The sequence below is a fragment of the Microbacterium sp. T2.11-28 genome, assembly GCF_950097975.1.
Classification (GTDB): domain Bacteria; phylum Actinomycetota; class Actinomycetes; order Actinomycetales; family Microbacteriaceae; genus Microbacterium.
In genome coordinates this window covers 158,502-176,304 of record NZ_CATNHF010000028.1, presented here as the reverse complement: position 1 = coordinate 176,304, position 17,803 = coordinate 158,502, and the positions used below count along the sequence as shown (strand labels likewise).

19 protein-coding genes and 1 tRNA gene are annotated in these 17,803 nt (G+C 69.1%); 10 read left to right on the top strand and 10 right to left on the bottom strand.

Annotation, left to right across the window (positions count from 1 at the left end; all coding sequences use genetic code 11):
- Positions 1-256 precede the first annotated feature (256 nt).
- From QQZ13_RS11985 to adhE, 3 genes are all read right to left on the bottom strand, one after another.
- Positions 257-553 carry a DUF1905 domain-containing protein gene (locus tag QQZ13_RS11985; protein WP_284529426.1) on the bottom strand — a complete coding sequence of 99 codons (297 nt, stop codon included), beginning with the start codon at positions 551-553 and terminating at the stop codon, positions 257-259.
- A 227-nt stretch (positions 554-780) separates the two neighbouring features.
- A complete protein-coding gene (locus QQZ13_RS11980; RefSeq protein ID WP_284529425.1) occupies positions 781-1,764 on the bottom strand; it encodes an aldo/keto reductase in 984 nt (327 codons plus the stop codon).
- 85 nt (positions 1,765-1,849) lie between these two features.
- A complete protein-coding gene (gene adhE, locus QQZ13_RS11975) occupies positions 1,850-4,561 on the bottom strand; it encodes a bifunctional acetaldehyde-CoA/alcohol dehydrogenase (RefSeq protein WP_284529424.1) in 2,712 nt (903 codons plus the stop codon).
- Positions 4,562-4,757: 196 nt separating this feature from the next.
- Between adhE and QQZ13_RS11970 the strand changes: the two genes are divergently transcribed.
- On the top strand, positions 4,758-5,189 hold the full coding sequence (locus QQZ13_RS11970) for a class Ib ribonucleoside-diphosphate reductase assembly flavoprotein NrdI (protein ID WP_284529423.1): 432 nt from the start codon (positions 4,758-4,760) through the stop codon (positions 5,187-5,189).
- A gap of 70 nt (positions 5,190-5,259) precedes the next feature.
- Complete coding sequence (locus tag QQZ13_RS11965) at positions 5,260-6,075, top strand: MerR family transcriptional regulator (RefSeq protein WP_284529421.1); 816 nt, start codon at positions 5,260-5,262, stop codon at positions 6,073-6,075.
- A 1-nt stretch (position 6,076) separates the two neighbouring features.
- Here the strand turns inward: QQZ13_RS11965 and QQZ13_RS11960 are convergent, their stop codons facing one another.
- Positions 6,077-7,336, bottom strand: a complete 1,260-nt coding sequence (locus tag QQZ13_RS11960) for an MFS transporter (protein ID WP_284529419.1) — start codon at positions 7,334-7,336, stop codon at positions 6,077-6,079.
- A 153-nt stretch (positions 7,337-7,489) separates the two neighbouring features.
- On the opposite strand from QQZ13_RS11960, the gene QQZ13_RS11955 reads away from it, so the two are divergent.
- Genes QQZ13_RS11955 through QQZ13_RS11945 form a run of 3 tightly spaced genes read left to right on the top strand, consistent with a single transcriptional unit; the run spans position 7,490 to position 9,639 of the window.
- On the top strand, positions 7,490-7,621 hold the full coding sequence (locus tag QQZ13_RS11955) for a hypothetical protein (protein ID WP_284529417.1): 132 nt from the start codon (positions 7,490-7,492) through the stop codon (positions 7,619-7,621).
- Complete coding sequence (locus QQZ13_RS11950; protein WP_284529416.1) at positions 7,621-9,312, top strand: FAD-dependent oxidoreductase; 1,692 nt, start codon at positions 7,621-7,623, stop codon at positions 9,310-9,312. The genes QQZ13_RS11955 and QQZ13_RS11950 overlap by 1 nt, the downstream gene beginning before the upstream one ends.
- A gap of 51 nt (positions 9,313-9,363) precedes the next feature.
- Positions 9,364-9,639: a metal-sensitive transcriptional regulator gene (locus QQZ13_RS11945; protein WP_284529415.1), complete on the top strand. Its 276-nt coding sequence runs from the start codon at positions 9,364-9,366 to the stop codon at positions 9,637-9,639.
- Positions 9,640-9,868: 229 nt separating this feature from the next.
- On the opposite strand, the gene QQZ13_RS11940 is transcribed toward QQZ13_RS11945, so the two are convergent.
- Positions 9,869-10,207 (bottom strand): ribonuclease E inhibitor RraB, encoded by a 339-nt coding sequence (locus QQZ13_RS11940; RefSeq protein ID WP_284529414.1) that lies wholly within the window; start codon positions 10,205-10,207, stop codon positions 9,869-9,871.
- Between the two features lie 253 nt (positions 10,208-10,460).
- Between QQZ13_RS11940 and QQZ13_RS11935 the strand changes: the two genes are divergently transcribed.
- Both QQZ13_RS11935 and QQZ13_RS11930 read left to right on the top strand, forming a co-directional pair.
- On the top strand, positions 10,461-10,760 hold the full coding sequence (locus QQZ13_RS11935) for a putative quinol monooxygenase (RefSeq protein WP_284529413.1): 300 nt from the start codon (positions 10,461-10,463) through the stop codon (positions 10,758-10,760).
- Between the two features lie 22 nt (positions 10,761-10,782).
- Positions 10,783-11,361: an NADPH-dependent FMN reductase gene (locus tag QQZ13_RS11930; RefSeq protein ID WP_284529412.1), complete on the top strand. Its 579-nt coding sequence runs from the start codon at positions 10,783-10,785 to the stop codon at positions 11,359-11,361.
- A 212-nt stretch (positions 11,362-11,573) separates the two neighbouring features.
- Here QQZ13_RS11930 and QQZ13_RS11925 read toward each other — a convergent pair whose 3' ends face one another.
- The 3 genes from QQZ13_RS11925 to QQZ13_RS11915 form a co-directional block, all read right to left on the bottom strand.
- Entirely contained in the window at positions 11,574-12,236 is a 663-nt protein-coding gene (locus QQZ13_RS11925; RefSeq protein WP_284529411.1) for a hypothetical protein, read from the bottom strand.
- A 193-nt stretch (positions 12,237-12,429) separates the two neighbouring features.
- Positions 12,430-14,229: a hypothetical protein gene (locus tag QQZ13_RS11920; protein ID WP_284529410.1), complete on the bottom strand. Its 1,800-nt coding sequence runs from the start codon at positions 14,227-14,229 to the stop codon at positions 12,430-12,432.
- A 285-nt stretch (positions 14,230-14,514) separates the two neighbouring features.
- Positions 14,515-14,588, bottom strand: a tRNA-Pro gene (locus tag QQZ13_RS11915).
- A gap of 100 nt (positions 14,589-14,688) precedes the next feature.
- Between QQZ13_RS11915 and QQZ13_RS11910 the strand changes: the two genes are divergently transcribed.
- Genes QQZ13_RS11910 through QQZ13_RS11900 form a run of 3 tightly spaced genes read left to right on the top strand, consistent with a single transcriptional unit; the run spans position 14,689 to position 16,375 of the window.
- Positions 14,689-15,267: a GNAT family N-acetyltransferase gene (locus tag QQZ13_RS11910; RefSeq protein WP_284529409.1), complete on the top strand. Its 579-nt coding sequence runs from the start codon at positions 14,689-14,691 to the stop codon at positions 15,265-15,267.
- Positions 15,268-15,287: 20 nt separating this feature from the next.
- On the top strand, positions 15,288-16,019 hold the full coding sequence (locus QQZ13_RS11905; protein WP_284529408.1) for a lysoplasmalogenase: 732 nt from the start codon (positions 15,288-15,290) through the stop codon (positions 16,017-16,019).
- Positions 16,016-16,375 (top strand): RNA-binding S4 domain-containing protein, encoded by a 360-nt coding sequence (locus QQZ13_RS11900; protein ID WP_284529407.1) that lies wholly within the window; start codon positions 16,016-16,018, stop codon positions 16,373-16,375. The genes QQZ13_RS11905 and QQZ13_RS11900 overlap by 4 nt, the downstream gene beginning before the upstream one ends.
- Before the next feature lies 1 nt (position 16,376).
- Here the strand turns inward: QQZ13_RS11900 and QQZ13_RS11895 are convergent, their stop codons facing one another.
- Together QQZ13_RS11895 and QQZ13_RS11890 are read right to left on the bottom strand one after the other, a co-directional pair.
- Complete coding sequence (locus tag QQZ13_RS11895) at positions 16,377-16,817, bottom strand: DUF2809 domain-containing protein (RefSeq protein WP_284529406.1); 441 nt, start codon at positions 16,815-16,817, stop codon at positions 16,377-16,379.
- Positions 16,796-17,707 (bottom strand): NUDIX domain-containing protein, encoded by a 912-nt coding sequence (locus QQZ13_RS11890; RefSeq protein ID WP_284529405.1) that lies wholly within the window; start codon positions 17,705-17,707, stop codon positions 16,796-16,798. Before QQZ13_RS11890 ends, QQZ13_RS11895 begins: the two co-directional genes overlap by 22 nt.
- Between the last annotated feature and the right edge of the window lie 96 nt (positions 17,708-17,803).

Genomic DNA, 17,803 nt, shown 5'->3' with positions numbered 1-17,803 from the left:
CAGGACACCGGCACGGTAGGAGTGCACTTCGGGGGGAAGGTGCACAACTGGGGGGATCTCGGAATCCGGGGGGATGACTCCGAGACTTGTGCCGGGTTGGATTGGAAGGCCCGCCGCGAGGACGTGTCTCCCTCTCCGTCACCAATCATTAGAGGTCTCTCATGTTGTTGTCAATGAGAAATCTGGGAGGAATGTGAATTCTGTGTTTCGTGAGACGGATGTGACGAACGATGTGCAAGCCGCCGACCCGGGTCGGTCAACCGTCGAGCACCTCTAGACGGACCGTCACTTCGTCCCCTTCGAACACACGCTCGGCATCCCTCACGGCACGCTTGAGCGGAAGCACGTAGGCGCCCCTTCCGGCATCGGGGAAGATGGACGTCCGCCACGTCGTCGAGCCGATCGTCGCCTGCACCCGGGTGGCGCCGAAACCCCTGGGAATCCGCGGAATCTCGCGGATTTCGGCGGAGAGATCCGCCGGCACGGCGACGAAGAACCAGGCGTCGGAACGGGCGTCCCAGCGGAACGCCTCGGCGCGGAATTCGACGATCACAGGGCCACCCTATCGATCCGGGGCAACCCCTTTCCGATCCTCTATCGGCGGGGTCGGCGAAGGCGTAAGTCGACACGTCGCAGACGCCGTCGACGCGGCTTCGGCGACGGCGCGAGAGACGCCGTCACCTCACTGCGAGCACGACGAAAAAACTTCTCCACCGGCGCTCCCGAGGGCGTCGGACGTCGAAAATGAGAACCGCGAGCCCTCCTCGGGCCCGATTCACGTCACCACTGAGGGTGGATATCGGCCTTCAGAAGACGGTCGTAGACGTCGTGCACGGCGGTGTCGAACCCGCTGAGGTCGACCTCCATCTCCCCCGCCGCGGCATTGGCGACGGCCTGGCGCACGTTGCGAGCCCCCGGGATGACCGAGGTGACTCCGGGCCGGGACGCGATCCAGGCAAGCGTGGCCGCCGGAAGCGAGACTCCGTCCGGGAGCGCGGTCTCGAGCTCGTCCACGGCCCTCAGCCCGGTCTCGTAATCGACGCCCGAGAACGTCTCGCCCTTGTCGAACGCCTCGCCGTGCCGGTTGTACGAACGGTGATCGTTGTCGGCGAAGCGGGTCGCGGACGAGTACTTGCCGCTCAGCAGCCCGGACGCGAGCGGAACGCGGGCGAAGACCGCGACGTTCGCCTCGGCTGCTGCAGGCAGCACCTCGTCCAGGGGCTTGAGGCGGAAGGGATTCACGATGATCTGCACATTCGTGAGCCCGGGGCGGGCGATGGCCGACAACGCCTGCGCCACCGTCTCGACCGACACACCGTACGCGGCGATCGCGCCTGCGGCGACGAGGTCGTCGAGGGCGTCATAGGTGACATCCGCGTCGATCACCTCGGACGGCGGGCAGTGAAGCTGGACGAGATCGAGCGTCTCGACGCCGAGGTTGCGGCGGGAGCGATCGGTCCACGCGCGGAAGTTCTCGGGCGTGTAGTTGGCCGGCTCCTGTGCCGCCCGACGCCCCATCTTGGTGGCGACCGTGATCTCATGGCCGGGCCGATCGGCCAGGAACCGGCCGATGATCTGCTCGCTGCGCCCGTCGCCGTACACGTCGGCGGTGTCGAACAGCGTCACGCCCGCATCGGCCGAGGCCTCGAGCACGGCCCGCGCGTCGTCCTCAGAGACGTCGCCCCAGTCGGCGCCCAGCTGCCAGGTGCCGAGGCCGATGGCGGAGACGGAACGACCGGTGGACCCGAGGCTGCGCTGCTGCATACGCCCAGCCTAGAGCCGACCGCGGACACCCCGCGGACGCCAGCGAGGGCCGGGTATGCTCCCCCGGCCCTCGCTTCGGCTCCGATCAGGCGTTCGTCTTGGCGCGTCCCTTCGTCTTGACGGTCTTGATCGTGCCGGTCACTGCGTCGCTCTCGGCGTGGGTGCCCGAGCGCTGCGCGCGGACCGCGTCGAACGACGTGCCGTAGTAGGCCGCCTCCATGAGGGTCTTCATGTCCGCGATCATCGGCATCCGCGGGTTGGCGGGCGCGCACTGGTCGCCGTACGCGGCCATCGCCAGGTCGTGCAGACCGGCGATGAACGCCGCCTCGTCCACGCCCTGCTGCTGGAACGACCGCTCGATGCCGACCCGGTCGCGCAGCTCCTCAACGGCGCGGGCGTAGCTCTCCACGCCCTCCTCCGGGGTCGACGCCGGCAGACCGAGGTGAGCGGCGATCTCCTGGAAGCGCTCGGGGGCGATGTAGCGCTCGTACTTCGGCCAGCTCGTGAGCTTCGTGGGGATGCGGCCGTTGTAGCGGATCACGTGCGGCAGGTACACCGCGTTCGTCCGTCCGTGGATGAGGTGGTACGTCGCACCGGTGACGTGCGCCATGGCGTGGACGATGCCGAGGAACGCGTTGCCGAAGGCCATGCCGGCGATGGATGCCGCGTTGTGCATCTTCTCGCGGGCCTTGAGCTCGGCGGCGTCCGTGGAGTTCGGCTGGGCCTTGGCGCTCAGCTCGATGTTCTCGAAGATGAGCTTGATCGCGTGGAGGCACAGTCCGTCGGTGTAGTCGTTCGCGTAGACGGACACATAGGCCTCGGTGGCGTGCGTGAGGGCGTCGAAGCCCGCGTCGGCGACGAGGAATCCGGGGAGCACCTTGGTGAGCTCCGGGTCGATGATCGCGACCGACGGCGTGAGGGCGTAGTCGGCGAGCGGGTACTTCATGCCGCTCTCGTCATCGGTGATGACCGCGAACGGCGTCATCTCCGAACCGGTGCCCGACGTCGTCGGGATGCACACGAGCTTGGCGAGCTTGCCCATCTCGGGGAAGGTGAACGCGCGCTTGCGGACGTCGAAGAACTTCTCGCGCATGTCGGAGAACTCCACCTCGGGGTTCTCGTAGAGCAGCCACATGACCTTCGAGGCATCCATCGGCGAACCGCCGCCGAGCGCGATGATCGTGTCGGGCTTGAACTGCCGCATCGCCTCCGCACCCGCCCGGACCTCGGAGACCTTCGGCTCGGGGCGCACCTGGTTGAGCAGCTGCACCTGGACGCGGTTCTCACGCCGGTTGAGGACGTCCATGACCTTGTCGACGTAGCCGAGCTTCGTCATGGTCTCGTCGGTCACGATGGTCACCCGCTCGAGGCCGCGCATGTCGGCCAGGTAGCGGATGGCGTGGGGCTCGAAGTAGGTCTTGGCCGGGATCTTGAACCACTGCAGGTTGTTGTTGCGTCGACCGATGCGCTTGACGTTCAAAAGGTTCACCGCCGAGACGTTGTTGGAGACCGAGTTGTGGCCGTAGGAGCCGCAGCCCAGGGTGAGCGACGGCATGAAGGCGTTGTAGATGTCGCCGATGCCGCCGAGCGCCGACGGGCTGTTCTCGATGATGCGGACGGCCCGGACGACCTCGCCGAACTTGGCGATGACGGCTTGGTCGTTGGAGTGGATGGCGCCCGAGTGACCGAGTCCGTCGAAGTCGACCATCTGCCTGGCGAGGTCGATGCCCTCGTCGGGGGTGGCGGCGCGCAGCACGGCGAGCACCGGCGCGAGCTTCTCCCGCGTGAGCGGCTCGTGGGGTCCGACGCCCGAGACCTCGGCGAGGATGATCGAGGTGTCCTCGGGGACGGTGAAGCCGGCCTGCTCGGCGATCCACACCGGCGACTGGCCCACGACCTTCGCGTTGAGCTTCGCATCGGCGCAGTTCACGCTGTCAGCGGCGACGCCGAAGATGAACTCCTCCAGCATGCGCTTCTCGGCGGGGGTCGCCATGTAGGCGTGCAGCCGGGCGAACTCGGCGAGCGCTTCCTCGGCGATGGGCGCGTCGAGGATGACCGCCTGCTCGCTCGCGCAGACCATGCCCATGTCGAAGGACTTCGAGAGCACGATGTCGTTCACGGCGCGGCCGACCTTGGCGGTGCGCTCGATGAAGGCCGGCACGTTGCCGGCGCCGACGCCCAGCGCGGGCTTGCCGCACGAGTAGGCGGCGCGGACCATCGCGTTGCCGCCCGTGGCGAGGATCAGGGCGACGCCCGGGTGATTCATGAGCTCGCCCGACGCCTCCATCGACGGCTCCTCGATCCACTGGATGCAGTCCGCCGGCGCGCCGGCGGCCACCGCGGCGTCGCGCACGATGCGGGCGGCGGCGACCGAGCAGTTCTGCGCCGACGGGTGGAAGCCGAAGACGATCGGGTTGCGGGTCTTCAGCGCGATGAGCGACTTGAAGATGGCGGTGGAGGTCGGGTTGGTGACCGGGGTGAGCGCGCAGATCACGCCCACGGGGTCGGCGATCTCCGTGATGCCGGTGAGCTCGTCGTGCGAGATGACGCCGACCGTCTTCTGGTTGATGATCGAGTTCGTCACGTGCTCGCACGCGAACATGTTCTTCACGGCTTTGTCCTCGAAGAGGCCGCGGCCGGTCTCCTCGACCGCCATGACCGCGAGGTCGCCGTGGTGGTGGAGCGCTGCCACAGACGCCTTGCGGACGATGTGGTCGACCTGCTCCTGCGTGAATGATGCGTACTCCGCGAGGGCAACCTGCGCCCGTTCGACCAGAGCATCGATCGACGTAGACATTGTGGGTCTCCTACCCGGCGCGGATGCTTCATCCGCACCCTTGCTGGTTCGGGTCGGGATGGTTCCCCGCCCTTCTGATGCCATTATCCTCACTGTGATCTGACCACACAAGGGGGCGAGGTGTGAACAAATCGAAGACGGGTTATGCACGCCGATGACCGCTCCGCCGGGGCGCGGATCGGCGCACACTGGGGTCATGTCGAAGGTGCCGCTCTACTACTACTCGTCGACCTCGAACCTCACGGGTCGGTTCGCGGCGAGCCTCGCGCGCACCGACGGGCGCCCCGTGCGGAACCTCGCCGATCCGGCCGTGCGGAAGACCGAGGCACCGGGCCCCTGGGTGCTGCTGACTCCGTCGTACAAGGCGGGCAACGCCAACGAGGTGACCCTGCCGGCAGGCGTGCGGAGCTTCCTCCGCTCCCCCATGAACCGGCGCCGTCTGATCGGGATCATCGGATCGGGCAATCGCAACTTCGGCGTCTACTACCAGGCGGCGGCGCGGCAGCTCGCGCAGCGGTCAGGACGGCCGATCCTGTTCGAGTTCGAGCTGTCGGGCACCGCCGAGGACGTCGCGCGCTGCGCCGCCATCCTCGCCGACCTCGACGCTGCCCTGAACGCCTCCGACTGACCTCTCCCGCCGCGCTTCGGTCGGAGGCGCTTGACCCTCACACTGTGTCAGGGTCGATCGTGTGGACATCATGTACACCATCGGAGAGTTCGCCGCCCTGGGACGGGTGAGCGTGCGCATGCTGCGGCACTACGACGCGATCGGGCTGCTGGTCGCGGCGAGGGTCGACGGACGCACGGGCTACCGCTCGTACACCATCGACCAGCTGCCGCTGCTCCTGCGGATCGTCGAACTGCGGGAGCTGGGCGTGGGCCTGGACCGCATCGCCGACCTGGCCGCCGCCGCGGACCAGGACGAGGCGCTGCGGACGGTGCTCGTCGAACGACGCCGCGCCCTGGCCGCGTCCGTCGCCGAGGATCGCCTGCGCATCGCCCGGATCGAGCGTCGCCTCCGTCTTCTGGAAGGAACCACCATGTCGGATGTCCACTACACGCGCATCGCGCCCGTCACCGTCTACGCCGCCCGCACCGTCGCCCCGGGCATGGGACCCGAGAACATCGGCCCGGCGATCGGTCCGCTCATCGAGGAACTGGACCGTGCCCTGCAGGCGGCCGGACGTCCGCTCCTCGAGCCCGGCATCTTCTGGTACGACGCCGAGGACGACGAGCGCATGACGGTGCACGTCTCCTATGTCGCCGAGCCGGAGCCGGTTCCCGGTGACGGCTACGACGTCGTCGAGCTGCCCGAGCTCGCCACCGCCGCGACCCTCCAGCACCGTGGCGACATGAGCGGCATCGGCGAGTCCTGGTCGACGCTCATGGAGCAGATCGTCGCCGACGGCTACCGCGTCGTCGGGCCGTGTCGCGAGGTGTACCTCGAAGCCGACGGCCACGTTCCCGGCCCCGACTGGCTGACCGAACTGCAGGCGCCGGTCGAGCGCGTCTGACTCACGCCGCCGCCGCGTCGTCCTCGTCTTCGACGGGGCGCGCGGCGGCGATGTGCGCGATGGGCCGCCAGACGAGAAGCAACGTGAGCGCGGCGCCGAAGAAGGCGAACCACCACGGCGCCGTCAGTCCCCACACCTGGGCGATGACGCCACCGAGTGCCTGGCCGATCACGAGGCCGCCGAAGACGCCGACCATGTTCACCGAGGCGATGCGCCCCTGCAGCTCGTGCGGGACGAGGCGCTGACGCACCGTCGTCGAGATGGTGCCCCACACGAACGCGTACGCCCCGAACGCGAACATGATCACGAAGGCGATCGCCCCCGACGTCGTGAGCGCGAACGCGAGGTGCATGAGCACCTCCGCTGTCAGGCACACCCGCATGAGCGCCTTGAACGAGAAGCGGCTCTCGAGCCAGCCGAAGCTGAGAGTGGACAGGAGGCCGCCGATCGCCGACGCCGTGGTCAACGCGCCGTAGCCCACCGGACCCATCTGCAGGTGCTCGGTGGCGTAGAGCACCAGCACACCCCAGGGCGCTGCCCACGTGATGTTGAACGTGAGGATGATGATGACGAGGGTGCGCACCGGCGGGTTACGCCAGAGCCACCGCATCCCCTCGAGGATGTCGGTGTGCACCGCCGTGCGCGGACCCGCCGCGTCCGCCGACGGGACGCGGGTGGTCGCGATCCGTGAGATGAGCACCACCGCGAGCGCGACACAGATCGCCTGGACGGCGAACGGCCAGAAGGAGCCGAGCGCGAAGAGGAAGGCGCCCAGGGGCGGGCCGCCGAACTGGTTCGCGACGAGGAATCCCGCCTGCAGTCGGGCGTTGCCGATGCCGAGGTCCTTCTTGCGCACCATCATCGGCAGGAGCGTGCTGCTTGTCGTGTCGACGAAGACCTCCGCGCAGCCGTAGACGAAGGCCACCACCAGCACCACCCAGATGGTGGCGACGCCGGTCACCAGGAAGGCGCACAGCGCGACGAGCACCAGCGCACGGATGCCGTTGGCGACCATGATCAGCACGCGACGGTCCACGCGGTCGGCGATGGCGCCGGCGTGGAGGCCGAACAGCAGCCAGGGCAGGAACTGGAGGACCGCGCCCGATGCGACGAGCACGGGCGAGTCGGTCATCGAGGCGATGAGAAGCGGCGAGGCAGCGAGCGCGATGCCGTCGCCGACGTTGCTCGTCCACGACGAGGCGAGCAGCCACCGGAAGTCCCGCCCCAGCCGCCGCGGCGCGACCCACTCTCCGATGCTCACCGGTCGAGCCTAGGACACGCCGCCGACACGGTCGGTACGCGGATGTCCCGGGAGCGCTGCGCCGCCGGCACGCCCGGGATTTGCTGCAGTGATACCCCCGGGTGTATTTTGGGGATACCCCCTGGGGTATAACGACGAGATGAGGAGTTCCCGATGTGCAGCAGAGTGACCTGCGCGGAGTGCGGCAAGGCGACATGGGCGGGCTGCGGCCAGCACGTGGAGGCCGCCCTGCGGGGTATCCCGGCAGAGGACCGCTGCCCCGGCCACGACGACGCGGTGGCGTGATGCGCATCGTCATCGTCGGTGGCGTCGCCGGAGGGATGAGCTGCGCCGCACGCGCCCGCCGCCTCGACGAGAGCGCCGAGATCATCGTGCTCGAGCGCGGTGCGCACGTGTCGTTCGCCAACTGTGGCCTGCCGTACTACGTCGGCGGCGAGATCGCCGAGGAGCAGTCGCTGCTGGTGCAGACGCCGGAGACGCTGCGCGCCGCGCTGGCCCTCGATGTGCGCACCGGCCATGATGTCGTCGCCGTCGACACGACGGCCAAGACGCTGAGCGTCCGAACCGTCGACGGCGACTCCGACCTCTCCTACGACGCGCTCGTGCTCTCCCCCGGCGCATCCGCATTGCGTCCGCCCCTGCCCGGGCTCGACTCGCCGCGCGTGCGCACGCTCCGCACGGTGGAGGACGCGATCACCCTGCGCGGCGCGGTGCTCGGCGGCGCTCGCCGCGCCGTCGTCCTCGGCGCCGGCTTCATCGGCATCGAAGCGGCCGAGGCGCTGGCCGGGCAGGGGCTCGACGTGTCTGTCGTCGAGTTGGCACCACATGTGCTGCCGCCGCTGGAGACCGAGCTGGCGTCTCTGGTGGCCCAGGAGCTCGGCGCGCTCGGCGTCGACGTCCGCGCCGGGATCGGGGCGGCGAGCGTCGAGCACGGTGACGACAGCGACATCGTCGTGCTCTCCGACGGAGCCCGCATCCCGGCCGACATCGTCGTGCTCTCGGTGGGCGTCCGCCCCGACACGGCACCGTTCGAAGCCGCCGGCATCGCCTGCGAACGCGGCGCCATCATCGTCGACGAGCACGGCCGCACCTCGGCCGAGAGCGTCTGGGCCGCGGGCGACGCGACGGTGTCGGTCGACGCCGTGACCGGCAGCCGTCGTCCCGTCGCGCTCGCCGGCCCGGCCAATCGTGCGGGGCGACTCATCGCGGACGACATCCTGCGGCCGGGCGCTGCGCGTGCCCTCCCGCAGCCCGTCGGCACCGCGATCGTGCGCGTCGGGTCGCTGACCGCCGCCCTCACCGGCGCGAACCGCTCCTCGCTCGACACCGCCGGCATCGCGCACCGTACGCTCCACCTGCACCCCAATCAGCACGCCGGCTACTTCCCCGGCGCTGCGCAGATCCATCTCATCGTGCAGCTGCGTGCCTCCGACGGACTCCTCCTCGGTGCGCAGGCCGTGGGCACCGAGGGCGTCGACAAGCGGATCGACGTGCTCGCCACGGCCATCCGCGCGGGGATGACGGTCGACGACCTCATCGACCTCGACCTCGCCTACTCCCCGCCCTACGGACAGGCGAAAGACCCGGTGAACCTCGCCGGGATGGTCGGCGAGAACGTCCTCACCGGCGCGCTGACCCTCTGGTACGCGGACGAGCTCGAAGAGCAGCAGCACCGCGCGCTGATCCTCGACGTGCGCACCGCCGCCGAGTACGCCACCGGCGCCATTCCGGGGTCACTCCACATTCCGCACACCGAGCTCCGCGAGCGCATCGATGAGGTCCGCGAGGCGGCCGAGGGCCGCCCGGTGCGGGTGACCTGCCAGTCCGGCGTGCGCTCGGCCATCGCCCATCGCGTGCTCACCCAGGCGGGATTCGACTCCGCCTCGCTGTCCGGCGGCATGCTGACCCTCCGCGCCTGGCTCGGTGAGCGTCAGTCCGAGGTCCTCACCGCGCCGGCAGTGCTCCAGCATGCCTGACCTCGCCCACTCCCCCTTCCACCGCCAAACCGACCGATCCGGAGAGAACGCATGAGCACCATCGACGTCGAGGCGCAGAAGCGCATCCTCAACCGCCTCCGCCGCGCGCGCGGCCAGCTCGACGCCGTCATCGCCGCGGTGGAGAACGAGCGGCCGTGCCGCGAGGTCGTGACGCAGCTGTCTGCGGTCTCGAGCGCCCTCGACCGCGCCGGCTTCGCGATCGTGTCGACCGCGATGAAGGACTGCATCGCCGATCCCGACGGGGCCCGGGAGAGTCAGGGCCTCACGACGGAGGAGCTCGAGAAGCTCTTCCTCATGCTCGCCTGAGAGCGACGCCCGCCGCCGACGACCCCGAAGGAGAAGACAGACGATGTGTTACCCCGTGACCTGCCGGAAATGCGGAAAGACGACGTGGTCCGGTTGCGGGCAGCACGTGGACCAGGTGATGCGACGCGTTCCCGCTTCTCAGCGCTGCGCGGGGCACCAGGCCGACCCGTCCAGCGGCTTCTTCGCGCGACTGTTCGCGCGCTGACACCGGCGGGCGGGCTGCCTCCGCTCAGCCGCGCGCCGGCTCCTCGACGGCCGCTCCCCAGCCGTCGTAGTCACCGCCGTGGCGCTCGATGATCGCGATCACCTCGCGCAGGAACTGCGCAACGGTGTCGTCGCTCAGCGCTTCCTGGCGCGCCGCTCGAAGGATGGTCTTCATCCAGCGGCGGCCCAGGCCGACCTCGAATCCCGCCGCAACGAGCTCATCGCCTGCGGACTCGGCCTGTGCACGACGCGTGAAGATCGCGAAATGCTCCACCTCGCGCGGCACGCTGAGCACGTCACCGAGTCCGCCGCGCTGATCGCGCTGCGTGGGCCACATCGACATCTGGAAGTCGTAGGTAGACATTCGCCCAGTATGGCCGAACGGGCGAGAGTGCCGCCCGGCGTCGCGGTCGGAGCGTCCTGGCAGCCTCGTGCGTCCCGTCCGACCTGAGCTGACCAAGCTGACCCCCTCCTGCACGGTGAGGGGTGGGAAGCACCCGTTCACGGGATGCGGGGCGACCCGACCGCCGCGCATCATGGGCGGAGACAAGCTCCCCGGCGCCGTTCACCCGTGTCCGCCAGGACACGGCGCCGCCCAGGAGCGAAGGAGTGCGACCATGCTCACCAAAGCTCTTCTCGTTCGCCTCGAGGCGCTGCCGGGCAAAGAGGAACAACTGGCGAACTTCCTGATCGGTGCGCGGTCGGTGGTCATGGAGGAGCCGGGCACCATCGCGTGGTTCGCGATTCGGCTCGGCCCCTCGACGTTCGGTGTGTACGACGTCTTTCCCGACGATGCCGCTCGAGACGCCCACCTCGCCGGTGGTGTCGGTCAGGCGCTCGGTCCCAACACGGGTGTCCTGTTCAGCGAGCCGCAGGTCGAGCGGATCGACATCCTCGCCGACAAGATGCCGGCATAGCCAGGTAAAGCTGAGGACCCTCATGACTACCTATAAGGTCGGCTACTTCGTCGGAAGTCTGTCGTCGACGTCGATCAACCGCATCCTGTCCAGAGCACTCATCCGCGTGGCCCCGGACGAGCTCGAGTTCAGTGAGATCCCGATCGGTGACCTGCCGCTGTACAGCCCGGACTACGACACCGACTATCCGCCCGCCGCGCGCGAGCTGAAGGCTGCCATCGACGCCGCCGACGCAGTGCTGTTCGTCTCCCCCGAGTACAACCGTTCCATCCCCGGCGCGTTGAAGAACGCGATCGACTGGGCGTCCCGGCCGTGGGGTCAGAACTCCTTCGATCACATTCCCGCCGCAGTGATCGGAGCCTCGATCGGTCAGATCGGAACGGCGATCGGTCAGCAGAGCCTGCGCGCTGTGCTCAGCTTCTGCAACGCACGTCAGATGACCTCACCCGAGGCGTACATCCATTACTCCGCCGAGGTCTTCCGGGACGACGGCGAGATCACCAACCACTCCACCGAAGAGTTCCTCCGCGCCTACATGGGCGAGTTCCGCACCTACATAGCTATGGTTCTCACGGTCCTCCCCCGCCGACCGGCGGCGTGATCAGCCTCGTACGCGCTCGGCGGCGTCTGCTCGGTCAGCCCTGGCGTGCAGCCGCCGACCCGCAGGTGCAGGGCCACTGGACCGTGGGGTGTCGGCAGAACCACTCGTGGTACTGATGGCCGTGAAGCGACCGACTCCCAGTGAACACCTCATCGCTTTGCGCATCGGCGCCCGCTGCGCAAATGTTCCCGTTGAGATCCCGCACAGCACGCTCAGCCGCGTACGGTCGACACCCCGCCGTATCTGATGCACAGGTCGCCAGCGAACGCCTTGCGAGACACGATCGTCTTCTCCAGCGCCGCGCACGTGACGAGGCTCCCCGCGGTCCCGGTGACGTATACCCACTTTCCGCCCGGGGGCTTGGCGAAGTAGAAGCCGGCGTTCGGAACGCGCGCCGACCATGAGAAGACCCGTCCGCTCACGTAGCCGGGGGTCCCGGAGCGGGTGCTGAGGCTGTGGAAGACCGCGTTCTCGAGGCGCGCAGGGTTCAGCGCCGCGATGAGCTTCAGGAACGGGCGGTAGCGGTCGACGATCGTTGCGAGAGTGGACCGGTCGATGCAGCGAATCCAGACCTGGGCGAGCGATTGCGTCCTCGCGAACGAGCGGTCGATCTGGCACATCAGCGTCGAGGAGACGAAGTTGCTGACCGTGCTGAGGGTTCCGTGGATGCCGCTGATCCGACCATCGCGTACGAACCCACTGGCGAGGAGAGCCTCCCGTGCGGCGATGACGTACTCCGTGCTACCGGTCTCCCCGTAGAAATAGGTGCGTGTCTGCGTGACGGTTCCGTCGACGTACCACGTCCGGCCGGGCACCTTGAGCTCCGCAGTTGTGCGCTCCACCGCGACTTCGGGGTTTATGCCGAGCGTGGCCACCGCAGCAAGACCGGCATCGTGCGCCGCCTCCCGGGCCGCCCACGCCGGCGGTGTCGCCGCGTTCGCCGCGGTCGCCGGGACCAGGGGTGTCACCGCGAGAAGCACGGCGATGACCGCACCCCACGCTCTGCGGCTGCTCGAACCGAACGACTTCATCTGATTCCGGTTCCCTTCGGCCTGGCCGGCGTTCACGCTACGCGACCTTCTTCGCGGCAGACAGGCGCGCGACCGTGGTGTACCCGGACTTCTTGCCGGTCACTTTCACGGTCAGGTACCTCCCCCGCAGCGACGACGGGATCACGTACGTGGACTTCGTCGCCCCTCTGATCGCCCTTCCGCTCGCGTACCACTGGTACGTGAATGTGGTGCCCGTGCTCCACGTCCCCGGCTTCGCGGTCACCTTCGCACCGGTCTTCACCGTCCCAGAGATCGTCGGGACCGCCGTCCGCGGCACCTTCAGCGTCGCCTTCGACGCGAGGCTGACGGTCGTGTACCCCGACTTCTTCCCCGCGACCTTCACCGTGAGCGACTTCCCCATCAGGCTCGACGGGATCGTGTACGTGGCCTTGGTCGCCCCTGAGATCTTCACTCCATTCGCGTACCACTGATACAGGAACGTCGTCGACGTAGACCACGCACCCGGCTTTGCCGTCAACGTCGCCCCCACCTTCGCGGTCCCCGAGATCGTCGGAACCGACGTTCGCGGCACCTTCAGCGTCGGCGCGGACTCCTTGAACTCCTGGTGGGACTCCGCGAGCTGGGCCCAGACGTTCACCGTGATGCTCTTGCCGAGGACGGCCGATGTGACCTTATAGGTCGACGAGGTCGCATCGGTGATCCGCGCCCCGTTCGCCAACCACTGGTAGCGGAGTGTGAGCCCCGCGGGCCACGCGCCTGTGGTGGTGGTGAGAGTGCTCCCGACGACCGCGGTGCCGGAGACCACCGGACGTGCCGGCAGACCGCCGACGGTGTCGACGTTCATGTCCACGCCCGTGACGGCGGTGCTCGTCGTCAGATCGACGGGAGTGGCTCCCGTCTGGTCGACCGAGTCGTTCCACCACTCGCCGGCGGATGATGCTGTTCCGGCGCCCGCTCCGAAGCGACTGAAGGCATGGACGAAGTAGACGCCGGGCACGTTGCGGCGGATCGTGTACGTGCCGTCGTCCTCCACGCGCACGAAGCCATACCCATTCGGCTCGGCGGACACCATCCAGTAGTCGTCGCGCGTCGCCTCGAACCAGGCGCCGCTGATCCGCCCGGAGATGGTCCGGCCCTCCATCAGCGTCTGCGTGACCTCGACGGTCGCGCCGGGGGCCGCCACGGTGATCGTGTGAGCGCCCTCGAAGTCGAAGGCGCCGCCCTGCCACTGGTACACGACGACGTTGCCCGTCTCCGAGTAGTCGTGGTTCTCATATTTGATCTTGTAGGACCCGGGCGGGAACCCGTCCAGGGTGAACGTCCCGTCGTCCGCCGCGTGAGCCGACGCGACCCGATCCTCCGGGTCGTCTACACGGTAGAGCGAAACATCCGTGGAGATCTCGGTCACGTCCGTGCCAGCGGGGTAGGTCACCGTCCCGGTGATGGTGGACCCCAGCGCGAGCTCCGCGTCGACACCCGTGCGCGCCTCCCCCTCCGCCAGAGTGATCGGTGTCGCTCCCCCGAGTGTGGGTGAGTCATGCCACCATTCCGAGGCGAAGGTCGGTCCCGCAAAGAACAGCACCCGGTAGGTTCCGGCGTCCAACCCGCTGTAGGTGTATGTCCCATCCTCCCAGCTGACGCGTCGGCTGCTGCTGAAGATCGGGCGGCTGTCCTCGTCGAGCATGGTGACGACCGCATAGATCGCGTCTTCGTCGACAGTGTGCCCGGCAGGCACGGCGACGGTCCCCGAGATAGACGCGGTGCTCCCCGCGATCGCAGGTGCCGCGACGAGCGACAGAACGAGGGCGAGCACGACGCTCGTAGCGACGGTGAGCGAGCGCGAGCGAGTGCGCATGGACATCATCTCCCCAGATGATCGAATCCAACGGTCGGAGGCAGAGCCAGCTGCACCCGAAACCCCAGGTGCGGGGTCAGCCTACTGGGGCCTAGCCCGGTCCGGATAGGGAATCGCAGACCAGGAGTCACGCAAACCCTCGGCGGTCCCTCGCGTTGCCCCACAAGCCGGCGACGACCGATCCAGTCGCCCCATAGACCATCGACACCACGGAAACGAAGAAGGGCACCGGCTGATAGCCGGTGCCCTTCCTCATTTTCGACCGTTTTGCCAACGGCCCAACCGTCGGGATGACAGGATTTGAACCTGCGACCCCTTGACCCCCAGTCAAGTGCGCTACCAAGCTGCGCCACATCCCGGTTCGCTGTCCGCACGCGGACAACTCCCCCATCTTACCCGCTCGCGGCGCGCCCCGCGAACCGGCTCGGCAGTGTCGGTGGTGGACCGTATGGTCGCGACATGGCCGAGATCGAGATCCTGCCGGCGTCCGCGGACCGCTTCGACGACATCGAGCATGCGCTGACGGGAGGTGGGGACGGCGGCTCGTGCTGGTGTCAGTGGTGGATGCTGCGGGCCAAGGACTTCGACGCGACGACCAACGACGAGAGGCGTGCTCTCCTGCGCGAGGACGTCGCCGCCTCCCCCGCGAGCGGGCTGGTCGTCTACGTCGATGGAACGCCGGTCGGATGGGTGAAGGTGTCGCCGCGTCCGGAGCAGCCACGCCTTGCGCTGACACGCAACTTCCACCAGTCGCCCGAGCCGTTCGACGACCCTGCCGTGTGGGCGATCACCTGCTTCGTCGTGCGACGGGAGTTCCGCAAGCAGGGCCTGTCGGAGCGGCTGCTCGATGCCGCAGTCACCCATGCGCGCACGCATGGAGCCCGGGTCGTGGAGGGGTACCCCGTCGACACCGACGCCACCCGCGCGTCCTCCAACAGCCTGTTCCACGGCGCGCTGTCGACGTTCGTGTCGGCGGGGTTCGTCGAGGTCGCCCGCCCAACGCCCAGCCGCCCGATCGTGTCGCTCGTGCTGGTCTGACGCGTCGTACGATGAGTGCCATGTCCACCTTCCGGCGGACGGCGGGTGAGCGAAGGGCCGCGATGACGCAGCAGGACACGAGATCCGCGCGCCTCGAGGCGACCCGCTGGTGGGGATTCTGGCTCTTCGCCGCGGTCGCCGCCGTCCACGTCGCGGCGATCGTGCTCCGCGCAGAGACGCTGACGTATCCGACGAAGCTCGTGCTGATCCCGACGCTCGCGCTCGCCTGCGTGTGGGCGCTGCGCGGAAGCCCCGCCACACCCACGGCGACGCTCCTGTACGCGGCGCTCGCCTTCTCGTGGCTCGGCGACGGCGCGGCCTTCTTCTTCCCGTACCTGACCGATGAGCTGCCGGCCATGCTGCTGTGCTTCGGCCTGGCGCACCTGCTCTACATCGCACTGTTCGCCGGGCGGGTCCGCGAACGGCAGGTGCCGCCGTGGGCTCTCGTCTACGCGGTGTGGTGGGGCGTCATGATCGCCGTGCTGTGGCCGCATCTCGGCGGACTGCTCGTGCCGGTCATCGTCTACGGCGCGGTGCTCGCCGGCACGGCCGTGTTCGCGACCCGGGGCGGCACGCTCACGACGGCGGGCGGCGCGCTCTTCCTGGTCTCGGACACCCTGCTGGCCCTGCGGCTGTTCCTCCCCGGCGTCTCGGAAGCGGCCGCAGGTCCCTGGATCATGGCGACCTACTGCGCGGGGCAGGGGCTGCTCGTGCTCGGTGTCGCCCGCATCCTGCGACGGGACCTGCGATGAGCGAAGCCGTGCGTGTCGATTCCTGGCTCTGGGCCGTCCGCGTCTACAAGACGCGCTCGGCGGCGACGACCGCGTGCCGCGCCGGACATGTGCGGGTCAACGGCGAGAAGGCCAAGGCGGCGCAGGCGGTGCGCGTCGGCGACGAGCTGCGGGTGCGGATCGCCGGCTTCGACCGCATCCTCATCGTGCGCCAGCTGATCGTCAAGAGGGTCGGCGCCCCGCTGGCGGCGGTCGCCGCCGAAGACCGGACGCCCGCCCGAGAGCCCACCGCCATGCTCGCCGTGCGCGATCGCGGCGCGGGACGCCCGACCAAGCGCGAGCGCCGCGACATCGACCGCCTGCGCGGCCGCGAGTGACTCAGCCGCGAGCGGGCCGTGCGGCCGCCCGGCGCGCGACCACATCCGTCACCGCTGCGATGGCGACCGTCGCCACGTAGACGACCAGGTCGCGCGGGTCGAACACGGTGCCGAGCACGAGCATGGCCGGTCCGAACCCCGCGCCCCACTGCGCGGGCAGTCCCGTGAGCTGGAACAGCTCGACCCCGACGCACCACGCCCCAGCGATCGCCGCGACGACCGGCGACGACAGCCGCGGCGCGACCGCCACGAGTCCCGCATAGACGGCCACCGCGTACAGCACGTCGCCTGCGATGTCGCCTCCGACGCCCGTGAGCCGCAGATGGACGAACAGCCCGACCGCCACCGCCGATGCGAGCGCGGAAGCCGCAGCGATGCGCCGCCCCGTCGCCGTGCGGGTGCGTGTGCGCCGTCTCGGCGTCAGAGCAGTGCCCGCAGCCACGAGACGGGCTCCACGGCGACGCCCGGGCCCTCGGTCAGACGCGAAGCCAGGCCGCGGTCGCTCGTCACCGCGGTGACGCGGCGGCCCGCCGCCGCCAGTCCCTTCGCCTGGTCGACGATCGCGTCGTCGCCGTGCGCGTCCGCGCGCACCACCGTCACCCCGTCGACCTCCGCGGCAGCCCTCGCCTCGCCCTCCAGCACCGCCACGATCTCGGGATACCAGCGGTCCTCGGGAAGCCCGAGCGCGGCGCCGTCTATGCCGTCTCCGGCCAGTTCGGCCAATCGCGCGAGCAGACCGGACGCAGCGCCGGCGCGGTCCTTCCACCAGCCGTCGGGGACGGAGCCGACGACGTTCGCGGCATCCACGACGAGCACCGGCCGCACATCGAGGAGGGGAAGCAGGTTGCGCCACGAGGCGGCGAAGCCCGGATGCAACGGGTAGTCGGTGACGGACTCCACCGGCACCCAGGAGAGCTCGCGGCTCTCGGGGTCGCTGATCACCGCTTCGAAGGGCGTCGTGACGTCGGCGACGACGGTGCTGTACGTCCAGATGCCCACGTCGAAGACACTGATGAGGCGCGGGTGGACGGCGTCGGCCGGGACACCCGCTTCTTCGGCGGACTCGCGCAGTGCGCCGTCGCAGGCCGACTCGCCCTCATGACGAGCGCCGCCCGGGAGCGCCCAGGTGTCGCCGTGATGGCTCCACGAGACCCGATGCTGGAGCAGGACGGACCCGCGCGTCCCCCGTGCCGGATCAAGGGCGAGCAGCCCCGCCGCACCGAAGCGGCCCCAGTACTGCGTGCCGTCCGGGGCGACCACCCACGCGTCGCCGGGATCGCGCGGCCCCGAGGGCCGGCGCGGCTCTCCGGGTGCGGGGGGCACGATCGTCATCCCCCCACCTTCGCACACGATGCGACCCCGGCCGCCTGCGTGTCGCAATAGGCAAGCGAGATTCCTTGCGACACGCCATATGTGTACTCGACGAAG

What these genes read in the sequence shown, in the direction of transcription:
- QQZ13_RS11980 (WP_284529425.1), bottom strand. Translation starts at nt 1,764, where the DNA reads ATGCAGCAGCGCAGCCTCGGGTCCACCGGTCGTTCCGTCTCCGCCATC.
- adhE (WP_284529424.1), bottom strand. Translation starts at nt 4,561, where the DNA reads ATGTCTACGTCGATCGATGCTCTGGTCGAACGGGCGCAGGTTGCCCTC.
- QQZ13_RS11970 (WP_284529423.1), top strand. Translation starts at nt 4,758, where the DNA reads ATGTCGAAGGTGCCGCTCTACTACTACTCGTCGACCTCGAACCTCACG.
- QQZ13_RS11965 (WP_284529421.1), top strand. Translation starts at nt 5,260, where the DNA reads ATGTACACCATCGGAGAGTTCGCCGCCCTGGGACGGGTGAGCGTGCGC.
- QQZ13_RS11955 (WP_284529417.1), top strand. Translation starts at nt 7,490, where the DNA reads ATGTGCAGCAGAGTGACCTGCGCGGAGTGCGGCAAGGCGACATGGGCG.
- QQZ13_RS11950 (WP_284529416.1), top strand. Translation starts at nt 7,621, where the DNA reads ATGCGCATCGTCATCGTCGGTGGCGTCGCCGGAGGGATGAGCTGCGCC.
- QQZ13_RS11945 (WP_284529415.1), top strand. Translation starts at nt 9,364, where the DNA reads ATGAGCACCATCGACGTCGAGGCGCAGAAGCGCATCCTCAACCGCCTC.
- QQZ13_RS11940 (WP_284529414.1), bottom strand. Translation starts at nt 10,207, where the DNA reads ATGTCTACCTACGACTTCCAGATGTCGATGTGGCCCACGCAGCGCGAT.
- QQZ13_RS11935 (WP_284529413.1), top strand. Translation starts at nt 10,461, where the DNA reads ATGCTCACCAAAGCTCTTCTCGTTCGCCTCGAGGCGCTGCCGGGCAAA.
- QQZ13_RS11930 (WP_284529412.1), top strand. Translation starts at nt 10,783, where the DNA reads ATGACTACCTATAAGGTCGGCTACTTCGTCGGAAGTCTGTCGTCGACG.
- QQZ13_RS11920 (WP_284529410.1), bottom strand. Translation starts at nt 14,229, where the DNA reads ATGCGCACTCGCTCGCGCTCGCTCACCGTCGCTACGAGCGTCGTGCTC.
- QQZ13_RS11910 (WP_284529409.1), top strand. Translation starts at nt 14,689, where the DNA reads ATGGCCGAGATCGAGATCCTGCCGGCGTCCGCGGACCGCTTCGACGAC.
- QQZ13_RS11905 (WP_284529408.1), top strand. Translation starts at nt 15,288, where the DNA reads ATGTCCACCTTCCGGCGGACGGCGGGTGAGCGAAGGGCCGCGATGACG.
- QQZ13_RS11900 (WP_284529407.1), top strand. Translation starts at nt 16,016, where the DNA reads ATGAGCGAAGCCGTGCGTGTCGATTCCTGGCTCTGGGCCGTCCGCGTC.
- QQZ13_RS11890 (WP_284529405.1), bottom strand. Translation starts at nt 17,707, where the DNA reads ATGACGATCGTGCCCCCCGCACCCGGAGAGCCGCGCCGGCCCTCGGGG.